Below are 21,853 nucleotides of genomic sequence, written 5' to 3'. Positions count from 1 at the left end.
CATCGCTGTCTCCTTAGCCGAAGCGGCCGGTGATGTAATCCTCGGTTTCCTTGCGGACCGGCTTGATGAAGATTTTCTCGGTATCGCCGAATTCGATCAACTCGCCGAGGTACATGTAGCCCGTGTAGTCTGAACAACGCGCCGCTTGTTGCATATTGTGCGTCACGATCACCACGGTGTAGTCGTTCTTGAGCTCCGCGATGAGCTCTTCCACACGGCCGGTGGAGATCGGGTCGAGCGCCGAGCACGGCTCGTCGAGCAGCAGCACTTCGGGGCGGATCGCGATGCCGCGCGCGATGCACAGCCGCTGCTGCTGGCCGCCGGAGAGGCCGTAGCCGCTTTGGTGCAGCTTGTCCTTCACTTCCGTCCACAACGCGGCTTTCGTGAGCGCCCATTCGACGCGGTCGTCCATCTCCGAGCGCGAAAGCTTTTCGAACATCTTCACGCCGAAGGCGATGTTGTCGTAGATCGACATCGGAAACGGCGTCGGCTTCTGGAACACCATGCCGACACGCGCGCGCAGCAGCGAAATGTCGCGGTTCGTGGTGAGCAGGTTTTCGCCGTCCATCATGATCGCGCCTTCGGCGCGCTGCTCGGGATACAGGGCGAACATCTTGTTGAACGTGCGCAGCAAGGTGGACTTGCCGCAGCCCGAGGGGCCGATGAACGCTGTCACCTTGCCTTCGGGGATGCTCATGTTGATGTTCTTGAGCGCGTGGTACTTGCCGTAGAAGAAGTTCAGGTTCTTCACTTCGATCTTCGGCGTGAGGGGCGCCAGCGGCCGATCGCCGCGAGCCGGCTCGAAACCGGCGGGCGCGGCGGGGCGCTCGACTTGGGAAAGGTGACTTTCAGCCATATTCATAAGGCGCTCCGTGGCTTATTTCTTGCCGAACAACACGCGCGCGAGGATGGTCAATCCGAGCACGCCGAGGGTAATCAGGAACACACCGGCCCACGCGAGCGATTGCCACTGCGGGAACGGGCTCATAGCAAACTTGTAGATCGTGACGGGCAGGTTCGCCATCGGCTGATTCATGTCGACCGAGAAAAACTGGTTCGACAAAGCCGTGAACAGCAAGGGCGCCGTTTCGCCCGCGATCCGGGCAATCCCGAGCAACACCCCCGTCACGACACCGGCCATCGATGCTTTCAGCGTGATCGACAACACCATCTTCCACTTCGGCACGCCAAGGGCAAACGCCGCCTCGCGCAGCGCGTTGGGCACGAGCTTGAGCATGTTTTCCGTCGTGCGGATCACGATCGGAATCTGCAGCAGCGCGAGCGAAATCACGCCCGCCCAGCCCGAGAAGTGCCCCATCTCGGCGACCACCAGCGCATAGACGAACAAGCCGACCACGATCGACGGCGCCGACAGCAGGATGTCGTTGATGAAGCGCGTGATGTTGGCAAACCATCCCTTGCGGCCGTACTCGGCCAGATAAATGCCGGCGAGCACGCCGATCGGCGTACCGACGAGCGTGCCGGCGCCCACGAGCAGCAGCGAGCCGACGATGGCGTTGGCCAGACCACCGCCATCGGTGTTCGGAGGAGGCGTCGACTGCGTGAACAACGCCAACGACAAGCCGCCGATACCGAGGCTCAGCGTCGTATAGAGAATCCAGACGAGCCACACCAGCCCGAATGCCATGGCGGCCAGCGAAAGCGTCAGTGCGACCGCGTTGACCACGCGCCTGCGGCGCTGCAGGCGATCCCGCGTGGCAGCCAGCAGCTCGGGGGCCGCCGACCCCGGAAGTTGCATTGAAGGCCGGCTCATTTCGCCCCCTCTGCCCGTTCGAGGCGCAGCAGCATGATCTTGGAGATGGCAAGCACGATGAAAGTGATGACGAACAGGATCAAACCGAGCTCCATCAGCGCGGCCGTATGCAAGCCTTGGCCCGCTTCGGCGAACTCGTTCGCGAGCGCGGACGTAATGCTGTTGCCGGGCGAAAACAACGAGATGTTGCTGAGCAAGTTGGTGTTGCCGATGACGAACGTGACCGCCATCGTTTCGCCGAGCGCGCGGCCGAGGCCGAGCATGATGCCGCCGATCACGCCGTTCTTCGTGAACGGCAATACGATCTTCCACATCACTTCCCAGGTCGTGCAGCCGATCCCGTAGGCCGATTCCTTCAGCAACACGGGCGTGACTTCGAACACGTCGCGCATGACCGAGGCGATGTACGGAATGATCATGATCGCCAGGATGACGCCGGCACACAGGATACCGATGCCGATCGGCGGCCCTTGGAACAGCGCGCCGATGATCGGCATCGAACCGAGCACGTTGCCGATCGGCTGTTCGAAGTAGGTGGCGAAGATCGGCGAAAACACGAGCAGGCCCCACATGCCGTACACGATCGACGGGATGGCGGCCAGCAACTCGATGGCGATGCCCAAGGGGCGGCGCAGCCAGATCGGGGAAAGTTCGGTTAGAAACAGCGCGATGCCGAAGCTGACGGGCACCGCGATAAGGAGCGCGATGAGCGATGTCGCCAACGTCCCGTACACGGGCACGAGCGCGCCATACCGGTCATTGGGAGGATCCCACTCGGCGCTCCAGAGAAAGTGCAGGCCGAATTGATGAATGGACGGCCAGGATTCGAAGATCAGAGACACGATGATGCCGCCGAGCAGCAACAACGTGACGATTGCTGCGAGGCACGCCATAAAGCCGAAAATGCGGTCGCCAAGTTTGCTCGGCGCGCGTTGCGCGTATTCGGCTGGGGCCGTCGACATGAGTCGAGTGTCGGACATGTGAACCCGTTTGCTGTTGCCGCACCCAGGATGGGCGCTGGCGATGGCGATGCCCGGCAAAGCATCTCGCCTTGCCGGGCCTTTACAACAGGACCTGCTTACTCAGCGACCGGTTTGCCCGAGGCATCCTTCACGTTCGCCTTCCACTGCTTCTCGATCTCAGCGGTCACCGAAGCCGGCAGCGCGATGTAGTCGAGCGAATTCACCGCATCGGCGCCGTTCTTGAAGCCCCAGCCGAAGAACTTCAGCGTTTCCGCGCCTTCCGCGGCCTTCTCTTGCGTCTTGTGCACGAGCACGAACGTCGCGCCGACGATTGGCCATGCGTTCTTGCCAGGCTCGTTCGTCAGGATCTGGTAGAACGACTTGTTCCACTCGGCGCTCGCGGCAGCGGCCTTGAACGTGTCGGTATCGGGCGTGACGACCGTACCGGCTTCGTTCTTCAGCTTCGTATAGACCATGTGGTTTTGCTTCACATAGGCCCACTCCACGTAGCCGATCGCGCCCGGCAGACGCTGGATGAACGCGGCGACGCCGTCGTTACCCTTGCCGCCCGTACCCGTCGGCCAATTGACCGTCGTGCCTTCGCCCACCTTCGACTTCCACTCCGGGCTGACCTTGGAGAGATAGTTCGTCCAGATGAACGACGTGCCCGAGCCGTCGGCGCGGCGCACCACGGCGATCGCCGTGTCCGGCAGCTTCACGCCCGGGTTCAGCTTGGCGATGGCCGGGTCGTTCCACTTCGTGATCTTGTTCAGGTAGATGTCGGCCAGGACTTCGCCCGACAGCGTCAGCTCGCCCGCCTTGACGCCCGGCAGGTTGATCGCGGGCACCACGCCGCCGACCACCGTCGGAAATTGGAAGAGACCTTGCTTCGCGAGTTCGTCGTCCTTCAGCGGCATGTCCGAGCCCGCGAAATCGACCGTCTTCGCTTCGATCTGCTTGATGCCGCCGGAAGAACCGATGCCTTGGTAGTTCACCTTGCCACCGCCCGACTTGACGTACGAATCCGCCCACTTCGTGTACAGCGGTGCGGCGAACGTGCTGCCCGCGCCGGTGATGTCGGCTGCTTGTGCGGAAACGGCGAAAAGCACGCCCGCCAGGCCAGCGAACGCGGTTTGCATCAATTTCATGGAATTAACCCCTAGTGGTGTGGTCGTGGAAACTCGACACCGCGAAGATTAGGTCCGAACTGTGACAGTAATATGACGATCGATGAAGCTCGCGTGACAGCTACCTTACTTGATGAAAGAAAGGCGGCGCAATTAGCATGAGATACGAGGAATTAGGGGAAGATATCAGCATGGCGCCCCTCGCGCGTCTTGCTAGCGTACGAGAAAAGCGCTGCGCCTGCAGCGCTTTTTCGGTGGGATCGATGACGGGATGGTGCGGATTATGCCGATGATGCGGATTATGCGGTCGCCTGTTCGACCGCACGCGCGATCTCTTGCGCATGGCGCACGGCCGCCTCGCGCTGGCTCGCTTCCACCATGACGCGCAGGACGGGTTCCGTGCCCGATGCGCGAATCAATACGCGGCCGCTCCCGTCGAGCGCGCGTTCCGCATCGGCCACCGCGCGCTGGATCGCGTCGCTGCCCTTCCAGTCAGCCCCGGCACGCATCCGCACGTTGATGAGCTGCTGCGGGAACAGCGTCACCCCTTCCAGCAGCTCGGCGAGCGTGCGGCCGCTGCGCTTGATCGCTGCGAGCACGAGCAGGGCCGAAACGATGCCGTCGCCCGTCGTATGCCGGTCGAGCGACAAAATATGACCCGAGCCTTCGGCGCCGAGCTGCCAGCCGCGCTCACGCAATTGCTCGAGCACATAGCGATCGCCAACCGCCGCCCGGACGAACGGCACGTTCTCGCGTGCGAGCGCCACTTCGATGGCCATATTTGTCATCAACGTACCGACCGCGCCCGGCACCTGGCCCTCGGTGGCCATGCGGTCCTTCACCAGCACATAGAGCAATTCATCGCCGTTGAACAGGCGCCCCGATGCATCGACGATTTGCAGACGGTCGGCGTCGCCGTCGAGCGCGATCCCGAGATCGGCACGATTCGCCCGCACGGCGCGGATCAGCGCGTCGGGCGCCGTTGCGCCGACGCCGTCGTTGATGTTGAAACCGTTCGGCGCCACACCGATCGGCACGACATCGGCGCCGAGCTCGTGAAACACGTGCGGAGCGATATCGTAAGCCGCCCCGTGCGCGCAATCGACGACGAGCTTGAGCCCGTGCAGGTCGAACGCCGCCGGAAACGTGCTCTTGCAAAACTCGATGTAGCGGCCCGCCGCATCGTCAAGACGGCGCGCCTTGCCCAGCTGTTCCGACGCGGCGCAAATCAGCGGCTCTTCGAGGTGCTCCTCGATGCGCAGTTCGACCTCGTCCGGCAGCTTGTTGCCGTCGGCGCTGAAGAACTTGATGCCGTTGTCGTAGTACGGATTATGCGAAGCGCTGATGACGACGCCCGCCGCCAACCGCAGCGCGCGCGTGAGATAAGCGACACCAGGCGTGGGCATCGGCCCGGCCAACATGACGTCGACCCCGGCCGCGGAAAAGCCCGACTCGAGCGCGGCTTCGAGCATGTAGCCTGACACGCGCGTGTCCTTGCCGATCAGCACCGTCGGCCGCGTACCGGCCTTTGCCCAGCGATCGGCCTCCGCCAGCACCTTGCCGGCTGCATAGCCGAGCCGCAATACGAAGTCGGGCGTGATCGGGGCCTCGCCCACTTTGCCGCGAACGCCATCCGTGCCGAAATAACGACGTGCCATGCTCCTATCCCCAGGTTCGAATGTTTGAATGATTGATTACGGTCCTGCTTTCCGTCACCGCCCGGCGCATTCCGCTTCCCGAACGGCGGCCCATACTTTCAGCGCATCGACTGTCTCGGCGACATCGTGCACGCGCACGATCGCGGCGCCCCGCTCCGCTGCGCAAACAGCCGCCGCCACGCTGGCTGCCACGCGCTCGGCGGCCGTCGCGCGTCCCGTTACGGCGCCCAGCATCGACTTGCGCGACATGCCGGCCAGGATCGGAAACGGCGCCTCGCCTGCCGCCGGCTGAGGCGCGGTATCGCGTAAGCGGGCCAGCAACGCGTAATTGTGTTCGCGCGTCGCCTTGCCGAAGCCGACTCCCGGATCGACGCTGATCCGCGCGCGGGCGATACCCGCTTGCGTCAACGCCTCGACCCTGGCCTGCAGGAACGCGCGGACGTCCGCGACGACGTCGTCATAATCGATCTCGACGCGTTGCATCGTCTGCGGCTCTCCGAGCATATGCATGACGCACAGGCCGCAACGCGCGTCGCGCACGGCGTCCAGCGCGCCGGGACGGCGAAAGCCCCAGATATCGTTGATGAGATCGGCGCCCGCGGCAAGCGCCGCGCGCATCACTTCAGGCTTGTAGGTATCGACCGATAACGGCACGCCCGCCTGAGCCAGCGCTTCGATCACCGGAACGACGCGCTCGAGCTCCTGCGCCAACGGCACAGGCGGCGCGCCAGGGCGCGTCGATTCGCCGCCGATATCGATGATATCGACGCCGTCGGCCAACATACGCTGCGCTTGACGCAACGCATCGTCGCGAGCGACATAGCGCCCGCCATCCGAAAACGAATCGGGCGTGACGTTGAGAATGCCCATGACGAGCGGGCGCTCGAAGGTCAGCGTGAAACGCCCGCAAACGAGCGGTTCGGCAATGGCAGGACGAGAGCGATTGGAAGAGGACACGGGACGGCGAAGAACGAAAACCAGAAATGCAAAAAGATGGGCCGGTGCGAGGTACACACCGGCCCATCTTTCTAGCCGTGCAACGTCACGCCGGTGCCGTCGCGTTGCCGGGGCGCACTTCCGCGCCGGAATTGCCCCCGCCCCCCGACGACGACGAAGCGTCGGTCGACGGCACGTTCTTGGGCGAGCGCGGCGGGCGCCCTTCCATGATGTCGTTGATTTGATCGGCGTCGATCGTTTCCCACTCCATCAGCGCCGCCGTCATGGCTTCGACCTTGTCGCGGTTTTCGTCGAGCAGACGCCGCGCAAGCGTGTATTGGTCGTCCAGCAACCGGCGAATCTCGGCGTCGACCTTCTGCTGCGTCGCCTCCGAAATCGCCCGCGTGAAACAGCGGCCGAACGGCGACGACTCGTTTTCGTCATCGACGTAGACCATCGGCCCCAACGCGTCCGTCATCCCGAAGCGGGCCACCATCGCACGTGCCGTTTGCGTCGCCTTGTTGAAATCGTCCGACGCGCCCGTGCTCACGAGGTTCAGGAACAGTTCCTCGGCCACCCGGCCGCCGAACAGAATGGCGAGCCGATCAAGCAAGTATTCCTTCGAATACGTTTCGTTGTCGTGCTCGGGCAACTGCCAGGTCACGCCCAGCGCACGGCCGCGCGGAATGATCGTCACCTTGTGCACGGGATCGGCCTTCGGCAACAGCTTGGCGACCACCGCGTGACCCGCCTCGTGATAGGCCGTGGCACGCTTGGCATCCTCGCGGATGACAGCCGACTTGCGCTCGGGACCCATGAAAATCTTGTCCTTCGCGTCTTCGAAATCCTGCATCTCGACGATGCGCTTGCCGCGGCGAGCGGCGAACAGCGCGGCCTCGTTCACGAGGTTCGCCAGATCGGCGCCCGAAAAGCCCGGCGTACCACGCGCGATGACCGAGGCGTCCACATCGTTCGCGATCGGCACCTTGCGCAGATGCACCTTGAGGATCTGTTCGCGGCCGCGGATGTCCGGCAGGCCGACATAGACCTGGCGGTCGAAACGGCCGGGGCGCAGCAGCGCTTTATCCAGCACGTCGGAACGGTTCGTGGCCGCGATGACGATGACACCCGAGTTCGCCTCAAAGCCGTCCATCTCCACGAGCATCTGGTTCAGCGTCTGCTCGCGCTCGTCGTTGCCGCCGCCCATGCCGGCGCCGCGGTGACGGCCGACCGCATCGATTTCGTCGATGAACACGATGCACGGCGCATGCTTTTTCGCCTGCTCGAACATGTCGCGCACCCGTGCGGCACCGACGCCGACGAACATTTCGACGAAATCGGAACCCGAGATGCTGAAGAACGGCACCTTCGCTTCGCCGGCGATCGCGCGTGCGAGCAGCGTCTTACCGGTTCCCGGCGGGCCGACCAGCAGCACGCCGCGCGGGATACGCCCGCCGAGCTTCTGAAACTTCTGCGGATCGCGCAGGAAATCGACGAGTTCGGAGACTTCCTCTTTCGCTTCGTCGCAACCGGCGACATCGGTGAAATTAATGGCGTTGTTGTTCTCGTCGATCAGACGCGCGCGCGACTTGCCGAACGAAAAGGCACCGCCTTTCCCGCCGCCCTGCATCTGCCTCATCATGTAGAACCAGAACGCGATGATGAGCACCGTTGGCCCGAGGTAGTAAAGCGCCGACATGAGCGCGCTGGGCTCCTCATCGGCCTTGCCGCTCACCTGGACGCCATACTTCATCAAATCGCCGACCATCCAGATATCGCCCGGCGATACGATTTGATATTTTTGACCGTCTGCCGGAGTAACCGTCAGGTTTCGTCCCTGCACCACGACGCTCTTGATCTTGCCCACCTTGGCGTCGTCCATGAACTGCGAGTACGAGACGCCTTCCTGGACACGGGGCTTGTCGAACTGCTTGAACACCGTAAACAGCACCAGTGCGATCACCAGCCACACTGCTGCCTTCGAAAACATGTTGTTGTTCAAAGCCCACTCCTTCCTCATAGTCGGGTGCCTACATTTACCTTGCGGCACCACCAAAGCATTCTAATCCAGTCAGCAGGCCCCTGCCATAACGTTTCGCTACCGCACAAATAGCGCTTTCCGGCGGGCCGCCGGCGCTCAGCGCGCCGCAGCCGGGGTCGAACCACCGTCGATCGATGCCCCAAACCGGCACATCGAAGGGCCTGTCAGGCAGGCCGTTTCAAAAACTTACCCAAAATGAACGTTTCGGAAGATTTGTCCCGCGACGCTTTGGGCTTGCGCGCCGCGACCGTTTTGAACTGGCGTTTGAATTTCTCGACAATCTGGCTGTAGCCGCTGCCATGGAAACACTTCACCAGCAACGCGCCCTCCGGCTTCAGATGCGCCTGAGAGAATTCGAGTGCGAGATCGCAAATATGTTCGATCCGCGCGGCATCGGCCACGGCCACCCCCGACAGGTTGGGCGCCATATCGGAAATTACAAGGTCCACACGACGCTCGCCGACCATTTCCTCGAGTTGCGCGAGCACGCTCTCTTCGCGGAAGTCGCCTTGAATGAAATGGACATCGGCGATCGGTTCCATCGGGAGAATATCGAGCGCAATGATCGTACCGTCGATCCCGCCCTCGCGCGCCTCGTCGCGCCGCGAACCCTGGGCGAGCTTGTTGCGCGCGTACTGGCTCCAGCTACCGGGCGCCGAGCCGAGATCCACGATGACCTGGCCCGGACGGATGAGCTTGTCCTGTTCGTCGATTTCCTTGAGCTTATACGCGGCACGCGCGCGGTACCCCTCGCGCTGCGCAAGCTTGACGTAAGGATCGTTGATGTGATCGTGCAACCACGATTGATTGAAGCGGTTTTTTGCCATCGAAAAGGAATCTATTGCTGCGTCTGGCCGCACTTTTAGCGGATAATACGCGTTTTACCGACGCGCCGTCCGGCCTCGCCGGTTCGCGGCCCGGCCGCCCGGATCGAAGTGCCGCATCGCATCGGCCGAAACCGGCCATGCATTCATGTTGCGGCCGTCCCTATTTTAGTCGAGTCGTTTCTTCGCCCTATGCCCGCCCTCAAAGTCTCTCCTGCCCAGCGCGCCGACTTGCGCTCCCAAGCCCACGCGCTCAAACCGGTCGTTCTGATCGGGGGCGAAGGGCTGACCGACGCCGTGCTGGCCGAAATCAAAGTCCACCTCGCCGCGCACGAGCTCATCAAGATCCGCGTCTTCGGCGATGAACGCGAAGCACGCGTCGCCATCTACGATGCCATCTGCGACACCCTGAATGCCGCGCCGATTCAGCATATCGGCAAGCTGCTCGTCATCTGGAAGCCCGAGGCTGCCGCGCCGGCCGCCAGAAGCGCAGCCACCAAAGGCACCGCCGCCAAAAACACCGGCACGCGCAGCAAAGCCGCCCTGCCAACGGCACGCGAAGCCGCGGCCGATACCGGCAAGCGTGGCGCCGCGCCGCGCACCGTCAAAGTCGTCAAGCAATCGCAAGCCGACACGATGCGCCGGCCGAAGGCGCAGAAGGTACGCGTCCTCGGCAACGAACGCGTCACCGCGGGCGGCACGGTCAAGCGCGCGAAAAAGCGTCAATCGAGCGCAAAGCGCCAACATCAAACGGTGAAATAAAGCCGGTCAAATAAGCCGCAATGCCCCGTGCGCCCGCCGGGGCGCGCCGATTCAGGCGGCAGAGCCGGCCGGGCCTACGCCGAGAGAGCGAGCCGGCGCGGGCAGCATCCATGCCAGGGCCAAGCCGAGCAACGTCTCGGCGAGATAAAACAGCATCGCGATCCCGTGCAGTAATCCGAAACGCGCGGCGTAAGGCGAATGCGCCAGCTCGAGCCCGGCCGCCCGGGCCGCTTCGCGCAAGCCATCCATGAACGGTTGCAGCACGAAATAGCCAATCAGCACGCATAGCAACATGCCGATAACGAGCCAGCGCAACCGGCGATAATCGGACGCGCCGCGCCGCACTAGCATATTGCCGAGCGCGAGCGACAAAATGCCGCACCCCACCCCGACGAACGCTTCGATCCGAAAGAGCCGTGCCGCCAGATTGCCCGCCATCGAAGGCTCGAGCATCGCAAAGAGCGTAGGCGCAACAACGTAACCGATCGTCAGCGCGCTGCCGACCCAAATCAATACGAACAGCCGGAATACGCGGTGCGGAGCGGAAGACACGAGGCGGGATCCCGACGGTCAGACGTAACGCACGGAAATGATTTCGTATTCGCGCACGCCACCCGGTGCTTGAACGGCGGCTACATCGCCTTCGAATTTGCCGATCAAGGCACGCGCGATCGGGGAACTGACCGAAATGAGGCCATGGTCGAGGTCGGCTTCGTCATCGCCGACGATTTGATACGTGACCTTCTTGCCCGAATCGAGATCTTCGAGATCGACCGTGGCCGCGAACACCACGCGGCCTTCGGCATCGAGGGCGGAAGGATCGATCACTTGCGCAGCGGCCAGCTTCGATTCGATTTCGGCGATGCGGCCTTCGATGAAACCCTGCTTTTCCTTCGCGGCGTCATATTCGGCGTTTTCCGACAAATCGCCCTGCGCCCGCGCCTCGGCAATCGAATTGATGACGGACGGGCGTTCAACCGATTTCAGGCGCTGAAGCTCGTCGCGCAGTTGATCGGCGCCCCGCTTCGTCAAGGGAATCGTGCTCATAGACAGACCAGTAAGCAAAAAAAACGGCAATAAAAAAGCACCGCGGTTAAGTGCATCCCGCCTCGCATACGGCTTCGACAGGACGCCGCTTAACCGCGGCATGGTGGGGTTGTGATGCGACCCCAGCGTGTATCTGTAATCGAACGATTAGTTTAGGCGAGCATGAAGCCCTTGTAAATCATAGACTTCCAAGTTCTTCAGGTAACGCAGCCCCTCGACTGCCGCGCGCGCGCCCGACATTGTCGTGTAGTACGTCACCTTGTTCGCCTGCGCGCTCATGCGGATCGAACGCGAATCGGCAATGGCCGCACGCGTCTCATCGACCGTCGTGAACACCAACGCGATTTCGCCGTTCTTGATCATATCGACGATGTGCGGACGGCCGTCCTTCACCTTGTTCACGACCTTGACCGGCACACCGGCGGCGGCGATCGCCGCGGCGGTGCCCTTTGTCGCCACGATCGGATAGCCGAGTTCGTGCAGCATGGCGGCCACTTCCACGGCCTTCGGCTTGTCGGCGTCCATGACCGTCAACAGCACGGTGCCCGACGCAGGCAGACGCGAACCGGCTGCGAGTTGCGACTTGAACAGCGCCTCGCCGAACGTCTCGCCCACGCCCATGACTTCGCCCGTCGAACGCATTTCGGGCCCGAGCACCGGATCGACGCTCGGGAACTTGACGAACGGGAACACGGCTTCCTTGACGCTGAAGTACGGCGGCTCGACTTCCTTCGTGACTTGCTGCTCGCCGAGCGATTGGCCCACCATCGCGCGTGCCGCGATCTTCGCGAGCGGCAGACCGGTAGCCTTCGACACGTACGGCACCGTACGCGAAGCGCGCGGATTCACTTCGAGCACGTAGATGATGTCTTCCACGTTGCCGCCCGCATCGCGCACCTGCTGAATCGCGAACTGCACGTTCATGAGGCCAACCACGTTCAGCGCCTTCGCCATGGCCGCCGTTTGGCGCTTCAGTTCGGCCACGGTGGCTTGCGACAGCGAATAAGGCGGCAGCGAGCACGCCGAATCGCCCGAGTGCACGCCCGCTTGCTCGATGTGCTCCATCACGCCGCCGATGAAGACGGCCTTGCCATCGGAGATGCAATCGACATCGCATTCGATGGCATCGTTCAGGAAGCGGTCGAGCAGCACCGGCGAATCGTTCGACACCTTCACGGCCTCACGCATATAGCGTTCAAGGTCGCGCGGCTCGTGGACGATTTCCATCGCGCGGCCACCCAGCACATACGACGGGCGCACGACGAGCGGATAGCCGATTTCATCGGCCAGCGCGAGCGCCTCGCTCTCCGCACGTGCCGTGCGGTTCGGCGGCTGACGCAAACCGAGTTCTTGCAACAGCTTCTGGAAGCGCTCGCGATCTTCCGCCGCGTCGATCATGTCGGGCGACGTGCCGACGATAGGCACCCCGTTCGCTTCGAGATCGAGTGCGAGCTTCAGCGGCGTCTGGCCGCCGTACTGCACGATCACACCCAGGGGCTTTTCCTTGTCGACGATTTCGAGCACGTCTTCGAGTGTCAGTGGCTCGAAGTACAGGCGATCGGACGTGTCGTAATCGGTCGAGACCGTTTCCGGATTGCAGTTGACCATGATCGTCTCATAGCCATCCTCGCGCATCGCGAGCGCCGCATGGACGCAGCAGTAGTCGAACTCGATCCCCTGCCCGATCCGGTTCGGCCCGCCGCCGAGCACCATGATCTTCTTGTTGGACGTGGGCTGCGCTTCGCACTCTTCTTCGTACGTCGAGTACATATAGGCCGTTTTCGTCGCGAATTCGGCTGCGCATGTATCGACGCGCTTATAGACCGGGCGCACCTTCAGCTCGATGCGGCGGGCGCGCACATCGGCCGCTTTCGCGCCGAGCAGCTTCGCCAGACGACGATCGGAGAAACCGCCGCGCTTCAGGAACAGGAGTTCGTCCTTCGACAGGCTTGGCAGCGTGCGGCCGGCCAGTTGCTTTTCCGTGTTCACGATCTCTTCGATCTGCGCGAGGAACCATGGATCGATCGCCGTCTCCTCGAACACTTCGTCGAGCGACATGCCGAGGCGGAACGCATCGCCCACGTACCAAATGCGCTCGGGCCCCGGATCGCCGATTTCACGGACGACTTCGTCGCGATCGGCCGTTTTTTCGTCGAGACCGTCGACGCCGACTTCGAGGCCCCGCAGCGCCTTCTGGAACGACTCCTGGAATGTGCGCCCGATGGCCATCACCTCGCCCACCGATTTCATCTGCGTCGTGAGACGCGAATCGGCTTCGCGGAATTTCTCGAAGGCAAAGCGCGGGATCTTGGTGACGACATAGTCGATCGTCGGCTCGAACGAAGCCGGCGTTTGGCCGCCGGTGATTTCGTTCTTGAGTTCGTCGAGCGTATAGCCGCAAGCGAGCTTGGCCGCGACCTTCGCGATCGGGAAGCCCGTCGCCTTCGAGGCCAGTGCCGACGAACGCGACACGCGCGGGTTCATCTCGATGACGATGATGCGCCCGTCGCGCGGATTGATGGCGAACTGCACGTTCGAGCCGCCGGTATCGACGCCGATCTCGCGCAGCACGGCGAGCGAGGCGTTACGCAGCAGCTGGTATTCCTTATCCGTCAGCGTTTGCGCCGGTGCGACCGTGATCGAATCGCCCGTGTGGATACCCATCGGATCGAGGTTTTCGATCGAGCAGACGATGATGCAGTTGTCGGCGCGGTCGCGCACGACTTCCATCTCGTATTCCTTCCACCCGAGCAGCGACTCTTCGATCAGCAACTCGCGCGTAGGCGACAGATCGAGGCCGCGACGGCAGATTTCTTCGAATTCCTGCTTGTTGTAGGCGATGCCGCCACCCGAGCCGCCGAGCGTGAACGACGGGCGGATAACGACGGGATAGCCCGGGCCGCCCGTGTCCTGCGTGATTTCGGCGTGAACCTTGAACGCCTCTTCCATCGAATGCGCGGTGCCCGATCGCGCCGAACCGAGACCGATCTTCGTCATCGCGTCCTTGAATTTCTGGCGATCCTCGGCCTTGTCGATCGCTTCGGGGGAAGCACCGATGAGCTCGACCTTATATTTCTCGAGCACGCCGTGATGATGCAGATCGAGCGCGCAGTTGAGCGCCGTTTGACCGCCCATCGTCGGCAGGATCGCGTCGGGCCGCTCCTTCTCGATGATGCGCTCGACGACTTCCCACGTGATCGGCTCGATGTAGGTGACGTCGGCCGTATTCGGGTCCGTCATGATCGTCGCCGGATTGCTGTTGACGAGGATGACCTTGTAGCCTTCTTCGCGCAGCGCCTTGCACGCTTGCGCGCCCGAGTAATCGAATTCGCAGGCCTGGCCGATGATGATCGGCCCGGCGCCGATGATGAGAATGCTCTTGATGTCTGTCCGCTTCGGCATAACGCTCTCGCTAATGTCTTTCTGATGTCTTCGATGGGCGGCGCGGCGCATGGCGCGCCGCGGCGCGTCAAATACGCGGCTGCGCTGCCGCGCTTGGCGTCCATCAACGCCGTGAAGCGATCGAACAGGTAGCCGATATCGTGCGGCCCCGGCGATGCTTCGGGGTGGCCCTGGAAGCAGAACGCCGGCTTGTCCGTCAGCTCGAAGCCTTGCAGCGTGCCGTCGAACAGCGAGACGTGCGTGACGCGCGCGTTTGCGGGCAGCGTGTTCGCATCGACGGCGAACCCGTGGTTCTGCGAGGTGATGACGACGCGGCCGTCGGCCAGATCCTTGACCGGGTGGTTCGCGCCGTGGTGGCCCGTTTTCATCTTGACCGTCTTGCCGCCGACGGCGAGGCCCATGATCTGGTGGCCGAGACAGATGCCGAACGTCGGGATCCCGCGCTCGATGAATGCCTTGGTGGCCGCGATCGCGTAATCGCAGGGCTCGGGATCGCCAGGACCGTTCGAGAGGAAGACACCGTCCGGATTGAGCGCCAGCGCCTCGGCCGCGCTCGCTTGGGCGGGCAGTACCGTGACGTGGCAGCCGCGCTCGGCCAGCATGCGCAAGATGTTGTATTTGACGCCGAAGTCGAAAGCGACGACACGGTACTTCGGCGCGCGCTGCGCCCCGAAGCCGGTGCCGAGGCGCCATTCCGACTGCGTCCACTCATACGGCTTGGCGGTGCTGACGACCTTCGCGAGGTCCATACCGGCCAGCCCCGGGAACGAGCGTGCGAGTTCGATCGCCTGCGCTTCGTCGGTGCTGCCAGCGAGAATGCAGCCGTTTTGCGCGCCCTTGTCGCGCAAGATGCGCGTGAGGCGGCGCGTATCGATGCCGGCGATCGCCACGACGTTTTCGGCTTTCAGGTAATCGCCGAGCGTGCGGTCCATGCGGAAATTCGATGCACGCGCGGGCAGATCGCGCACGATCAGGCCGGCCGCATGCACCTTCGTCGATTCGACGTCCTCGGCGTTCACGCCGACGTTGCCGATATGGGGGTACGTGAGCGTCACGATCTGACGGGCGTAGCTCGGATCGGTCAGGATCTCCTGATAGCCAGTGATCGCGGTATTGAACACGACTTCGCCGATGGTATGACCAGCCGCGCCGATGGCATAGCCGCGAAAGATCGTGCCGTCGGCGAGTGCGAGCAGAGCGGGAGGAAAAGACGGCAACACGGGGAAGCTCCTTCAGGAACACCCTGTTGCCGACCTGTTTATCCGACCGAACTCGGGCAGCGATCGCCGCGCGGAGTGTCGGCTAAGCGACGGCGGGCGGCATGGCGCGAGTTCGCTCGCTGCGGCGACTCAGGGAACGATGCGCGGGGCTTGAATCCGTTGAACGGACAGGCTCGGCGGCATGGCTCGCGGTGACGGCGCGCGGCGGATAAACGGTATGGAGGAGGTAGGCGCTAGGGTGCGGGTTGGATAGTGCAAACTTTCGGATTATAACCGGAAATACCCTTTCCCTACAATCCGAAGTCGTCTCGATGCGGTGCCGGGGGCACCGCATCCGACGTGGCGACAGGCATAGGGAGGATCCTACACCTGGCCGATTGCCGCGTCTTGATGACGGGCTATGACTTGTTCTTACCCTTTTCGCGAGTGGCCGCGACTTTCGGCGTCTTGTCCTTGGTGGCTTGCTTCGAGGCCACGGCGGGGGATTTGGCGGATTTCGCCGCCGGCTTGCCGGCGTGAGCGACGGCGTGCGTGCCGCTCGCCTTGCCACGGCCCTTCGCGACCTTGCCGCGATGCGACTTGGGCTGCGCTTCAGCCGCACTTGCATCGATCCGCTCGACCCGCGCGCCTTCCGGAATCGCCGTCGCGATCTTTTGCGGGCCCGGTTCCGCAGGCAACGTCTTACCCACAGGCACGTGCAACACGATCACCTGCCCTGCCGCTGCCTCGTTGCGATGCGTCTTGTTCCAAGCCTTGAGCTGGCCGAGCGACACACCGTAGCGCGCGGCGATGGCCGCCATCGACTGCTTACGACGTACGCGAATCAGCATCTTGCGCGTATCAGGGACGTCGGGCTCCATGGCGAGCACGGCGCTTTCGGCGACATCGGCGCTGATGTCTTCATCGTCGTCGTCCGCGCGCGGCACGACCAGTGTCGAGCCCGGCTTGAGCCGCATGCCGGCGGGAATCTTGTTGACCGACATCAGCGTATCGGGATCGACGCCGATCTTCTCGGCCAGCGCTTGCGGGCGCATGCGCTCGGTCACCGGGTAGGTGGTCCACGACGACAACTGGCCGTCGTACGCCTTCAAGTTATGCTCGAACGCGCTGGCGTTATCGAACGGCAGCAGGATCTGCGGCTGCGTCGCACCGACGATCACGGGCTTCTTGAACGACGGATTGAGGGCGCGGAACTCGTCGGTCGTCATGTTCGCGAGCTTCGCGGCGACGTCGACGTCGATATCGTGCGACGTCGTGACCGTCACGAAATACGGGTGGTTCGGAATCGACGGCAGCGTGAGGCCGTAGACCTGCGGATTCACGACGATATTCTTGACGGCCTGCAGCTTGGGTACGTAGTTGCGCGTCTCGTTCGGCATGCGCAGGCTTTCGTAGTCGGTCGGCAAGCCGGCCGCCTGATTGCGCGCGATCGCGCGCTGGACGTTGCCCTCGCCCCAGTTATACGCTGCGAGCGCCAGATACCAATCGCCGAACATGTCGTGCAGCCGCGAGAGGTAATCGAGCGCGGCGCCCGTCGAGGCCAGCACGTCGCGCCGCTCGTCCTGCCACATGTTCTGCTTGAGATTGTAGGTGCGGCCCGTGCCCGGTACGAATTGCCACATGCCGGCCGCCTTTGCGACGGAGAGCGCCTGCGGGTTATAGGCAGACTCGATGAACGGCAGCAGCGCGAGCTCCGTCGGCATGTGCCTGGACTCGAGTTCTTCGACGATGTAATACAAATACTTTTGCGAGCGCTCCGTCATGCGCTGGACGTAGTCCGGGCGCTGCGCGTACCAATTGGCCTGCATGTCCACCAGATCGTTGTGCAGATCGGGGATCTGAAACCCGCGGCGGATCCGCGCCCAGAGATCGGTGTCGGCAGTCGTCAGTTGATCGACGGAGCTTTTATCGACGTCGATCGTCTGCTTGGCGGCGGTGATGCGAAGGGTGTCGGTGGCGGAGGCGGGATTGGAAGCGTCGGAGGCTGGGGGCGCCGTCGGTCCTTGGCTTGCGCACGCGGCAAGCGTCAAAACCAATAGGGCACTGAAGAAAAATCGCATGAACGTCTCTGCTTCCGAAGCTGGAAATTGCAGGCGATAGTACGAAAGCCCACCGCCCACGTCAACAGAATACGTTAAAAAAAACCAGTCAAATCCATAACTTGCCGCATTTTTGCGCGCCATCGCACGAAATGCGCATCACGCGCAATGCGCTTAGCGGAAGCGGTTTTTCCACTCGCGCATCAAGGTAAACGACGTCAGCCGATCCGGTACCGTTTCGCGGAGCGCTTCGGCGAGGACCCGCTGGACCGCCGAATCGTCTGATCTCAAAAAAGGATTGACGGCGCGCTCGTGCGCAATCGTCGTAGGGAGCGTCGGGACATTGCGCTCGCGCAAGGCCTTCGCTTCGTCGTGCCACGCGCGCAATTGCGCGTTGTCCGGATCGCAGGCAAGGGCGAAACGGATATTCGAGAGCGTGTATTCGTGGGCGCAGTGGACCTGCGTTTCGCCCGGCAATGCCGCCAGCGCGTCGAGCGACGCAAGCATTTGCGCCGGCGTACCCTCGAACAGGCGCCCACAGCCACAGGCGAACAAGGTATCGCCGCAGAACACGTGCGGGGCTGCATCGCCCTGCCCCGCCTGGAAATAGGCGATATGTCCACGCGTATGTCCGGGAACGTCGAGCACGTCCAATTCAAGATGCGGCGCCGCCAGGCGCACCCGGTTGCCCCCGGCGAGCGGCTGGGTGACGACGGGAATCGCTTCCGCGGCGGGGCCGTAGACGGGAATACGGGTATCGCCTATGAGCCCGGCGACACCGCCGACGTGGTCGGCGTGATGGTGCGTGAGTAAAATAGCGGCGAGTCGCCAGCCCCGCTTAGCGAGATACGCCCTGACCGGGGCGGCCTCGCCCGGGTCGACGGCGACGGCATCGCGCCCGTCCGATACGAGCCAGATGTAGTTATCCGCGAAGGCCGGCACCGGCACGTATTCGAGCGTATTCATAGGCGACGCACTCACCACGATGTCAGATCGACCGATTATAGACTGGCCCGCCTGGACGGCCTCGCCGCCGGGACGCTACGTACTCGACTGGGAACAAGCTCAGCTCGACAGCGTCGTCTCGGACGTGTTCGGCTACCACGCGCTACAGCTTGGCCTGCCGCAGCTCGACGCCCTGCGCGAGAACCGCATGCCCTCGCGCGCGCTCGTGCTGGACGCGGCCAGCGGCGCCAGCGCGCCGTTCACCTATCCGCCCCGTTGGCGGGAAAACGCGGCGATCGGGCCCTCTGGGCTCCCAGGCTTGGACGACCGCTACGCGCCGGCCGCACGTACGACGCTTTGGTGCGATTTGCTGGATTTGCCGTTCGAAGCGCAGAGCGTTGACCTGCTGGTCATGCCGCACACCCTCGAATTCACGCGCGACCCACACCGGCTGCTGCGCGAAGCCGAGCGCGTGCTGATGCCGGAGGGCCAGCTCGTCATTCTCGGGTTCAACTCCCTGAGCCTGTGGGGCGCACGTCAGGCGTTCGGAAAAATGGCCGGACGCCCGTTCGTGCCGGCTGCGCAAGACTTGATTGCCTTCACGCGCATCAAAGACTGGCTCAAGCTGCTCGGTTTCGAGCTTGAACGCGGACGCTTCGGCTGCTATCGTCCGCCCCTCGCCCACGAAAACTGGCTGACGCGGTTCGCCTTCATGGAGGCGGCCGGCGATCGCTGGTGGCCGATTTTCGGCGCGGCCTATATGGTGACGGCGGTCAAGCGCGTGCGCGGGATGCGGCTCGTCGGCGCGATCAAGGCGAAAAAACCCGTGTTGGCCCCGGGCCTCGCGCCAGCCGCGACGCATAAAACACCTAACCCGAGAATATGACGTGACTGATGTGACGGAAGCAGCCCCTGAGTTCATCGAAATCTTTACGGACGGCGCCTGCAAAGGCAATCCCGGCCCCGGCGGGTGGGGCGCCCTGCTGCGCTACGGCACGCAGGAGAAAGAGCTTTTCGGCGGCGAAGCGAACACGACGAACAACCGCATGGAGATCATGGCCGTGATTGCAGCGCTCGAAGCGCTGAAGCGGCCCTGCAAGGCGATCGTCCATACCGACTCGCAGTACGTGCAAAAGGGCATCAGCGAGTGGATTCACGGTTGGAAGAAAAAGAACTGGATGACGGCGGCGAAAACGCCGGTCAAGAACGCCGATCTTTGGAGGCGTCTGGATGAACTCGCCGCGCTGCATCAGATCGAATGGCGCTGGGTGAAAGGCCATGCGGGCCATCCCGAGAACGAACGCGCCGATGCGCTCGCGAATCGCGGCGTCAATGCACTGGCGGAAAGCTGAGCGGTCCCTGGGGCCCGGTTGGCCGGGGCCCGGTTTGCTTTGCTTCGGGCCGGCTGGTTTTGCTTCAAATTTCGGCTTCAATTTCGTTTTGACCGTCGCGGCGCTTGGCTTGCCGCGGCGTTTGCACTGCTTAACACGACACGAGACATACGAATATGCGTCAAATCGTTCTCGATACGGAAACGACGGGCCTGAACGCACGAACGGGCGACCGCATCATCGAAATCGGCGGCGTGGAACTCGTGAACCGCCGGCTCACGGGCAACAACCTGCATTTCTATATCAACCCCGAGCGCGACAGCGATCCCGGCGCGCTGGCCGTCCACGGGCTGACGACGGAATTTCTGCGAGACAAGCCGAAGTTCGCCGAAATCGTCGATCAGCTCCGCGATTATTTGTGCGATGCCGAGTTGATCATCCACAACGCGCCGTTCGACTTGGGGTTTCTCGAAGCCGAGTTCTCGTTGCTCCGCCTGCCGCCCTTCAAGGAGCACTATGCGAGCGTGATCGACACGCTCGTGCAAGCGAAGGCGATGTTCCCCGGCAAGCGCAATTCGCTCGATGCGCTGTGCGACCGCTTCGGCATCAGCAATGCACACCGGACGCTGCACGGCGCCCTGCTCGACTCCGAGTTGCTGGCCGAAGTGTATCTGGCGATGACGCGCGGCCAGGAAAGCCTCGTCATCGACATGCTTGGCGAAGCCCCGGCGCGGCAAGACGCGGCGGCGGCCGCGGGCAATGTGGTGTCGATGGAAGGACTCGTTTTGCCGGTGCTCGCGGCGGACGAAGCGGAGCTGGCAGCGCACGAGGCGGTGCTCGATGGCCTCGACAAGGCGATGAAGGGCACGAGCATCTGGCGACGTGAGCCGGTGCCCGAAAACACAGCCCATTCGGCCGATGTGCAAGTCGCTTAAAAATTGCTTTGACGAACGGCGGAACCTCTGACATAATTCGAGGCTCTTCGGGTGGTTAGCTCAGCGGTAGAGCACTGCCTTCACACGGCAGGGGTCACTGGTTCGATCCCAGTACTACCCACCAAAAATTCGAAGGGAAATCAAGGGCTTAGGCGAAATCCGCCTAAGCCCTTTTTCTTTGTACGGAAATCGTACGGAAATTTTGCGCGGGGGTTTGCCCTGCTCCCGGTCACCGATGTGTGGGATCGCCCGAGGCGAGCCACCCTCCGCTGCGACCCTTGTCTGACCACACGAGCCCAAGGAATATCGGATCGTCACGCGATCAGTCCTCTTTCTTCATAAGAGGCACTCCCCCGATATGGGAAACGTCAACACGACGATCCATCGCGGAATCGCTCCCAACCGCGCAACGTTCGGCTAATGCGGGATCCGGCCGTTACTTAGCGGAAAATTTTCGGGGACTCATTAGGCACTACCTCGCCAACGCTTAGAGCGAATCGCGTTGAGTCTCGACTCTTTCGCGATCTTGTCTAGCGCGGCGTTCACGGCGGATGCAATTGGTGCAGTCTGCTGTCCGCGAAAACTCGCAGAGCGATAAAGCATGTCGATCAGCGGCCGCATACCTTCACCCTGGTTGGCCTTGATCAGAGTCACATAATCGTCTGGCGAAGCGTTCAGCAGCGCGGTTTCCATTCTCTCGTCCCAACGTTGCTCGGTTACTAGTAGTGTCACCGCGGTGGCTAGATCCAGTGAACCTTCCTCTTCCTCCACCACCTGGGCAAATCGCTGCTTGATCGTCGCATCGTCTATATCCCTACTCCACGGCGAATCGTCAATTTTGAACAGGCCG

18 protein-coding genes, 1 tRNA gene and 1 pseudogene are annotated in these 21,853 nt (G+C 62.8%); 5 read left to right on the top strand and 15 right to left on the bottom strand.

Features of this window, described 5'->3' with window-relative positions:
* Window positions 1-13: 13 nt before the first annotated feature.
* From pstB to ACTHL0_RS18870, 8 genes are all read right to left on the bottom strand, one after another.
* The gene (pstB, locus tag ACTHL0_RS18905) at window positions 14-862 is read right to left on the bottom strand and encodes a phosphate ABC transporter ATP-binding protein PstB (RefSeq protein ID WP_440568383.1); all 849 of its coding nucleotides are present in this window, start codon (window positions 860-862) and stop codon (window positions 14-16) included.
* Between the two features lie 15 nt (window positions 863-877).
* Window positions 878-1,774: a phosphate ABC transporter permease PstA gene (pstA, locus tag ACTHL0_RS18900; protein ID WP_440568381.1), complete on the bottom strand. Its 897-nt coding sequence runs from the start codon at window positions 1,772-1,774 to the stop codon at window positions 878-880.
* Window positions 1,771-2,754 (bottom strand): phosphate ABC transporter permease PstC, encoded by a 984-nt coding sequence (pstC, locus tag ACTHL0_RS18895; RefSeq protein ID WP_440568380.1) that lies wholly within the window; start codon window positions 2,752-2,754, stop codon window positions 1,771-1,773. The genes pstA and pstC overlap by 4 nt, the downstream gene beginning before the upstream one ends.
* A gap of 98 nt (window positions 2,755-2,852) precedes the next feature.
* Window positions 2,853-3,884: a phosphate ABC transporter substrate-binding protein PstS gene (gene pstS / locus ACTHL0_RS18890; protein ID WP_440568378.1), complete on the bottom strand. Its 1,032-nt coding sequence runs from the start codon at window positions 3,882-3,884 to the stop codon at window positions 2,853-2,855.
* Window positions 3,885-4,162: 278 nt separating this feature from the next.
* Window positions 4,163-5,521: a phosphoglucosamine mutase gene (gene glmM / locus ACTHL0_RS18885; protein ID WP_440568376.1), complete on the bottom strand. Its 1,359-nt coding sequence runs from the start codon at window positions 5,519-5,521 to the stop codon at window positions 4,163-4,165.
* A gap of 54 nt (window positions 5,522-5,575) precedes the next feature.
* On the bottom strand, window positions 5,576-6,391 hold the full coding sequence (gene folP, locus ACTHL0_RS18880) for a dihydropteroate synthase (protein WP_440568387.1): 816 nt from the start codon (window positions 6,389-6,391) through the stop codon (window positions 5,576-5,578).
* A 172-nt stretch (window positions 6,392-6,563) separates the two neighbouring features.
* Window positions 6,564-8,459 (bottom strand): ATP-dependent zinc metalloprotease FtsH, encoded by a 1,896-nt coding sequence (gene ftsH / locus ACTHL0_RS18875; protein ID WP_440568374.1) that lies wholly within the window; start codon window positions 8,457-8,459, stop codon window positions 6,564-6,566.
* Window positions 8,460-8,662: 203 nt separating this feature from the next.
* On the bottom strand, window positions 8,663-9,325 hold the full coding sequence (locus ACTHL0_RS18870; RefSeq protein WP_440568372.1) for an RlmE family RNA methyltransferase: 663 nt from the start codon (window positions 9,323-9,325) through the stop codon (window positions 8,663-8,665).
* Window positions 9,326-9,514: 189 nt separating this feature from the next.
* Between ACTHL0_RS18870 and ACTHL0_RS18865 the strand changes: the two genes are divergently transcribed.
* Window positions 9,515-10,084: a YhbY family RNA-binding protein gene (locus tag ACTHL0_RS18865; RefSeq protein ID WP_440568370.1), complete on the top strand. Its 570-nt coding sequence runs from the start codon at window positions 9,515-9,517 to the stop codon at window positions 10,082-10,084.
* 51 nt (window positions 10,085-10,135) lie between these two features.
* Here ACTHL0_RS18865 and ACTHL0_RS18860 read toward each other — a convergent pair whose 3' ends face one another.
* The 6 genes and pseudogenes from ACTHL0_RS18860 to gloB all read right to left on the bottom strand — a co-directional run bounded on the left by ACTHL0_RS18860 (window position 10,136) and on the right by gloB (window position 18,758).
* The gene (locus tag ACTHL0_RS18860; RefSeq protein WP_440568368.1) at window positions 10,136-10,636 is read right to left on the bottom strand and encodes a DUF4149 domain-containing protein; all 501 of its coding nucleotides are present in this window, start codon (window positions 10,634-10,636) and stop codon (window positions 10,136-10,138) included.
* Window positions 10,637-10,654: 18 nt separating this feature from the next.
* Window positions 10,655-11,131, bottom strand: coding sequence for a transcription elongation factor GreA (gene greA, locus ACTHL0_RS18855; RefSeq protein WP_440568366.1), 477 nt, complete (start codon window positions 11,129-11,131; stop codon window positions 10,655-10,657).
* 147 nt (window positions 11,132-11,278) lie between these two features.
* The gene (gene carB, locus ACTHL0_RS18850) at window positions 11,279-14,533 is read right to left on the bottom strand and encodes a carbamoyl-phosphate synthase large subunit (protein ID WP_440568364.1); all 3,255 of its coding nucleotides are present in this window, start codon (window positions 14,531-14,533) and stop codon (window positions 11,279-11,281) included.
* Window positions 14,534-14,610: 77 nt separating this feature from the next.
* Window positions 14,611-15,753: pseudogene (carA, locus tag ACTHL0_RS18845) on the bottom strand (glutamine-hydrolyzing carbamoyl-phosphate synthase small subunit); the annotation flags it as partial.
* A gap of 398 nt (window positions 15,754-16,151) precedes the next feature.
* Window positions 16,152-17,813 (bottom strand): transglycosylase SLT domain-containing protein, encoded by a 1,662-nt coding sequence (locus ACTHL0_RS18840; protein ID WP_440568362.1) that lies wholly within the window; start codon window positions 17,811-17,813, stop codon window positions 16,152-16,154.
* A 153-nt stretch (window positions 17,814-17,966) separates the two neighbouring features.
* Window positions 17,967-18,758: a hydroxyacylglutathione hydrolase gene (gene gloB / locus ACTHL0_RS18835; protein ID WP_440568360.1), complete on the bottom strand. Its 792-nt coding sequence runs from the start codon at window positions 18,756-18,758 to the stop codon at window positions 17,967-17,969.
* Window positions 18,759-18,777: 19 nt separating this feature from the next.
* Between gloB and ACTHL0_RS18830 the strand changes: the two genes are divergently transcribed.
* The 4 genes from ACTHL0_RS18830 to ACTHL0_RS18815 all read left to right on the top strand — a co-directional run bounded on the left by ACTHL0_RS18830 (window position 18,778) and on the right by ACTHL0_RS18815 (window position 21,127).
* Window positions 18,778-19,623, top strand: a complete 846-nt coding sequence (locus ACTHL0_RS18830; RefSeq protein ID WP_440568359.1) for a class I SAM-dependent methyltransferase — start codon at window positions 18,778-18,780, stop codon at window positions 19,621-19,623.
* Window positions 19,624-19,633: 10 nt separating this feature from the next.
* Window positions 19,634-20,089 carry a ribonuclease HI gene (gene rnhA, locus ACTHL0_RS18825; RefSeq protein ID WP_440568385.1) on the top strand — a complete coding sequence of 152 codons (456 nt, stop codon included), beginning with the start codon at window positions 19,634-19,636 and terminating at the stop codon, window positions 20,087-20,089.
* Window positions 20,090-20,244: 155 nt separating this feature from the next.
* Window positions 20,245-21,003, top strand: coding sequence for a DNA polymerase III subunit epsilon (gene dnaQ / locus ACTHL0_RS18820; RefSeq protein WP_440568358.1), 759 nt, complete (start codon window positions 20,245-20,247; stop codon window positions 21,001-21,003).
* A 49-nt stretch (window positions 21,004-21,052) separates the two neighbouring features.
* Window positions 21,053-21,127: transfer RNA gene (locus tag ACTHL0_RS18815), tRNA-Val, on the top strand.
* Window positions 21,128-21,468: 341 nt separating this feature from the next.
* Here the strand turns inward: ACTHL0_RS18815 and ACTHL0_RS18810 are convergent.
* Window positions 21,469-21,853: hypothetical protein (locus ACTHL0_RS18810; RefSeq protein ID WP_440568357.1), on the bottom strand; the 385-nt coding region annotated here is incomplete at its 5' end.

It is taken from the genome of Trinickia sp., from assembly GCF_051961175.1.
Taxonomy (GTDB): domain Bacteria; phylum Pseudomonadota; class Gammaproteobacteria; order Burkholderiales; family Burkholderiaceae; genus Trinickia.
Note: the sequence above shows the minus strand (reverse complement) of the source record. Positions and strands in the feature narration are given on the sequence as shown.

What these genes read in the sequence shown, in the direction of transcription:
- pstA (WP_440568381.1), bottom strand. Translation starts at nt 1,774, where the DNA reads ATGAGCCGGCCTTCAATGCAACTTCCGGGGTCGGCGGCCCCCGAGCTG.
- glmM (WP_440568376.1), bottom strand. Translation starts at nt 5,521, where the DNA reads ATGGCACGTCGTTATTTCGGCACGGATGGCGTTCGCGGCAAAGTGGGC.
- greA (WP_440568366.1), bottom strand. Translation starts at nt 11,131, where the DNA reads ATGAGCACGATTCCCTTGACGAAGCGGGGCGCCGATCAACTGCGCGAC.
- pstC (WP_440568380.1), bottom strand. Translation starts at nt 2,754, where the DNA reads ATGTCCGACACTCGACTCATGTCGACGGCCCCAGCCGAATACGCGCAA.
- ACTHL0_RS18870 (WP_440568372.1), bottom strand. Translation starts at nt 9,325, where the DNA reads ATGGCAAAAAACCGCTTCAATCAATCGTGGTTGCACGATCACATCAAC.
- pstB (WP_440568383.1), bottom strand. Translation starts at nt 862, where the DNA reads ATGAATATGGCTGAAAGTCACCTTTCCCAAGTCGAGCGCCCCGCCGCG.
- carB (WP_440568364.1), bottom strand. Translation starts at nt 14,533, where the DNA reads ATGCCGAAGCGGACAGACATCAAGAGCATTCTCATCATCGGCGCCGGG.
- ACTHL0_RS18840 (WP_440568362.1), bottom strand. Translation starts at nt 17,813, where the DNA reads ATGCGATTTTTCTTCAGTGCCCTATTGGTTTTGACGCTTGCCGCGTGC.
- folP (WP_440568387.1), bottom strand. Translation starts at nt 6,391, where the DNA reads ATGGGCATTCTCAACGTCACGCCCGATTCGTTTTCGGATGGCGGGCGC.
- gloB (WP_440568360.1), bottom strand. Translation starts at nt 18,758, where the DNA reads ATGAATACGCTCGAATACGTGCCGGTGCCGGCCTTCGCGGATAACTAC.
- ACTHL0_RS18865 (WP_440568370.1), top strand. Translation starts at nt 9,515, where the DNA reads ATGCCCGCCCTCAAAGTCTCTCCTGCCCAGCGCGCCGACTTGCGCTCC.
- pstS (WP_440568378.1), bottom strand. Translation starts at nt 3,884, where the DNA reads ATGAAATTGATGCAAACCGCGTTCGCTGGCCTGGCGGGCGTGCTTTTC.
- ACTHL0_RS18830 (WP_440568359.1), top strand. Translation starts at nt 18,778, where the DNA reads ATGTCAGATCGACCGATTATAGACTGGCCCGCCTGGACGGCCTCGCCG.
- dnaQ (WP_440568358.1), top strand. Translation starts at nt 20,245, where the DNA reads ATGCGTCAAATCGTTCTCGATACGGAAACGACGGGCCTGAACGCACGA.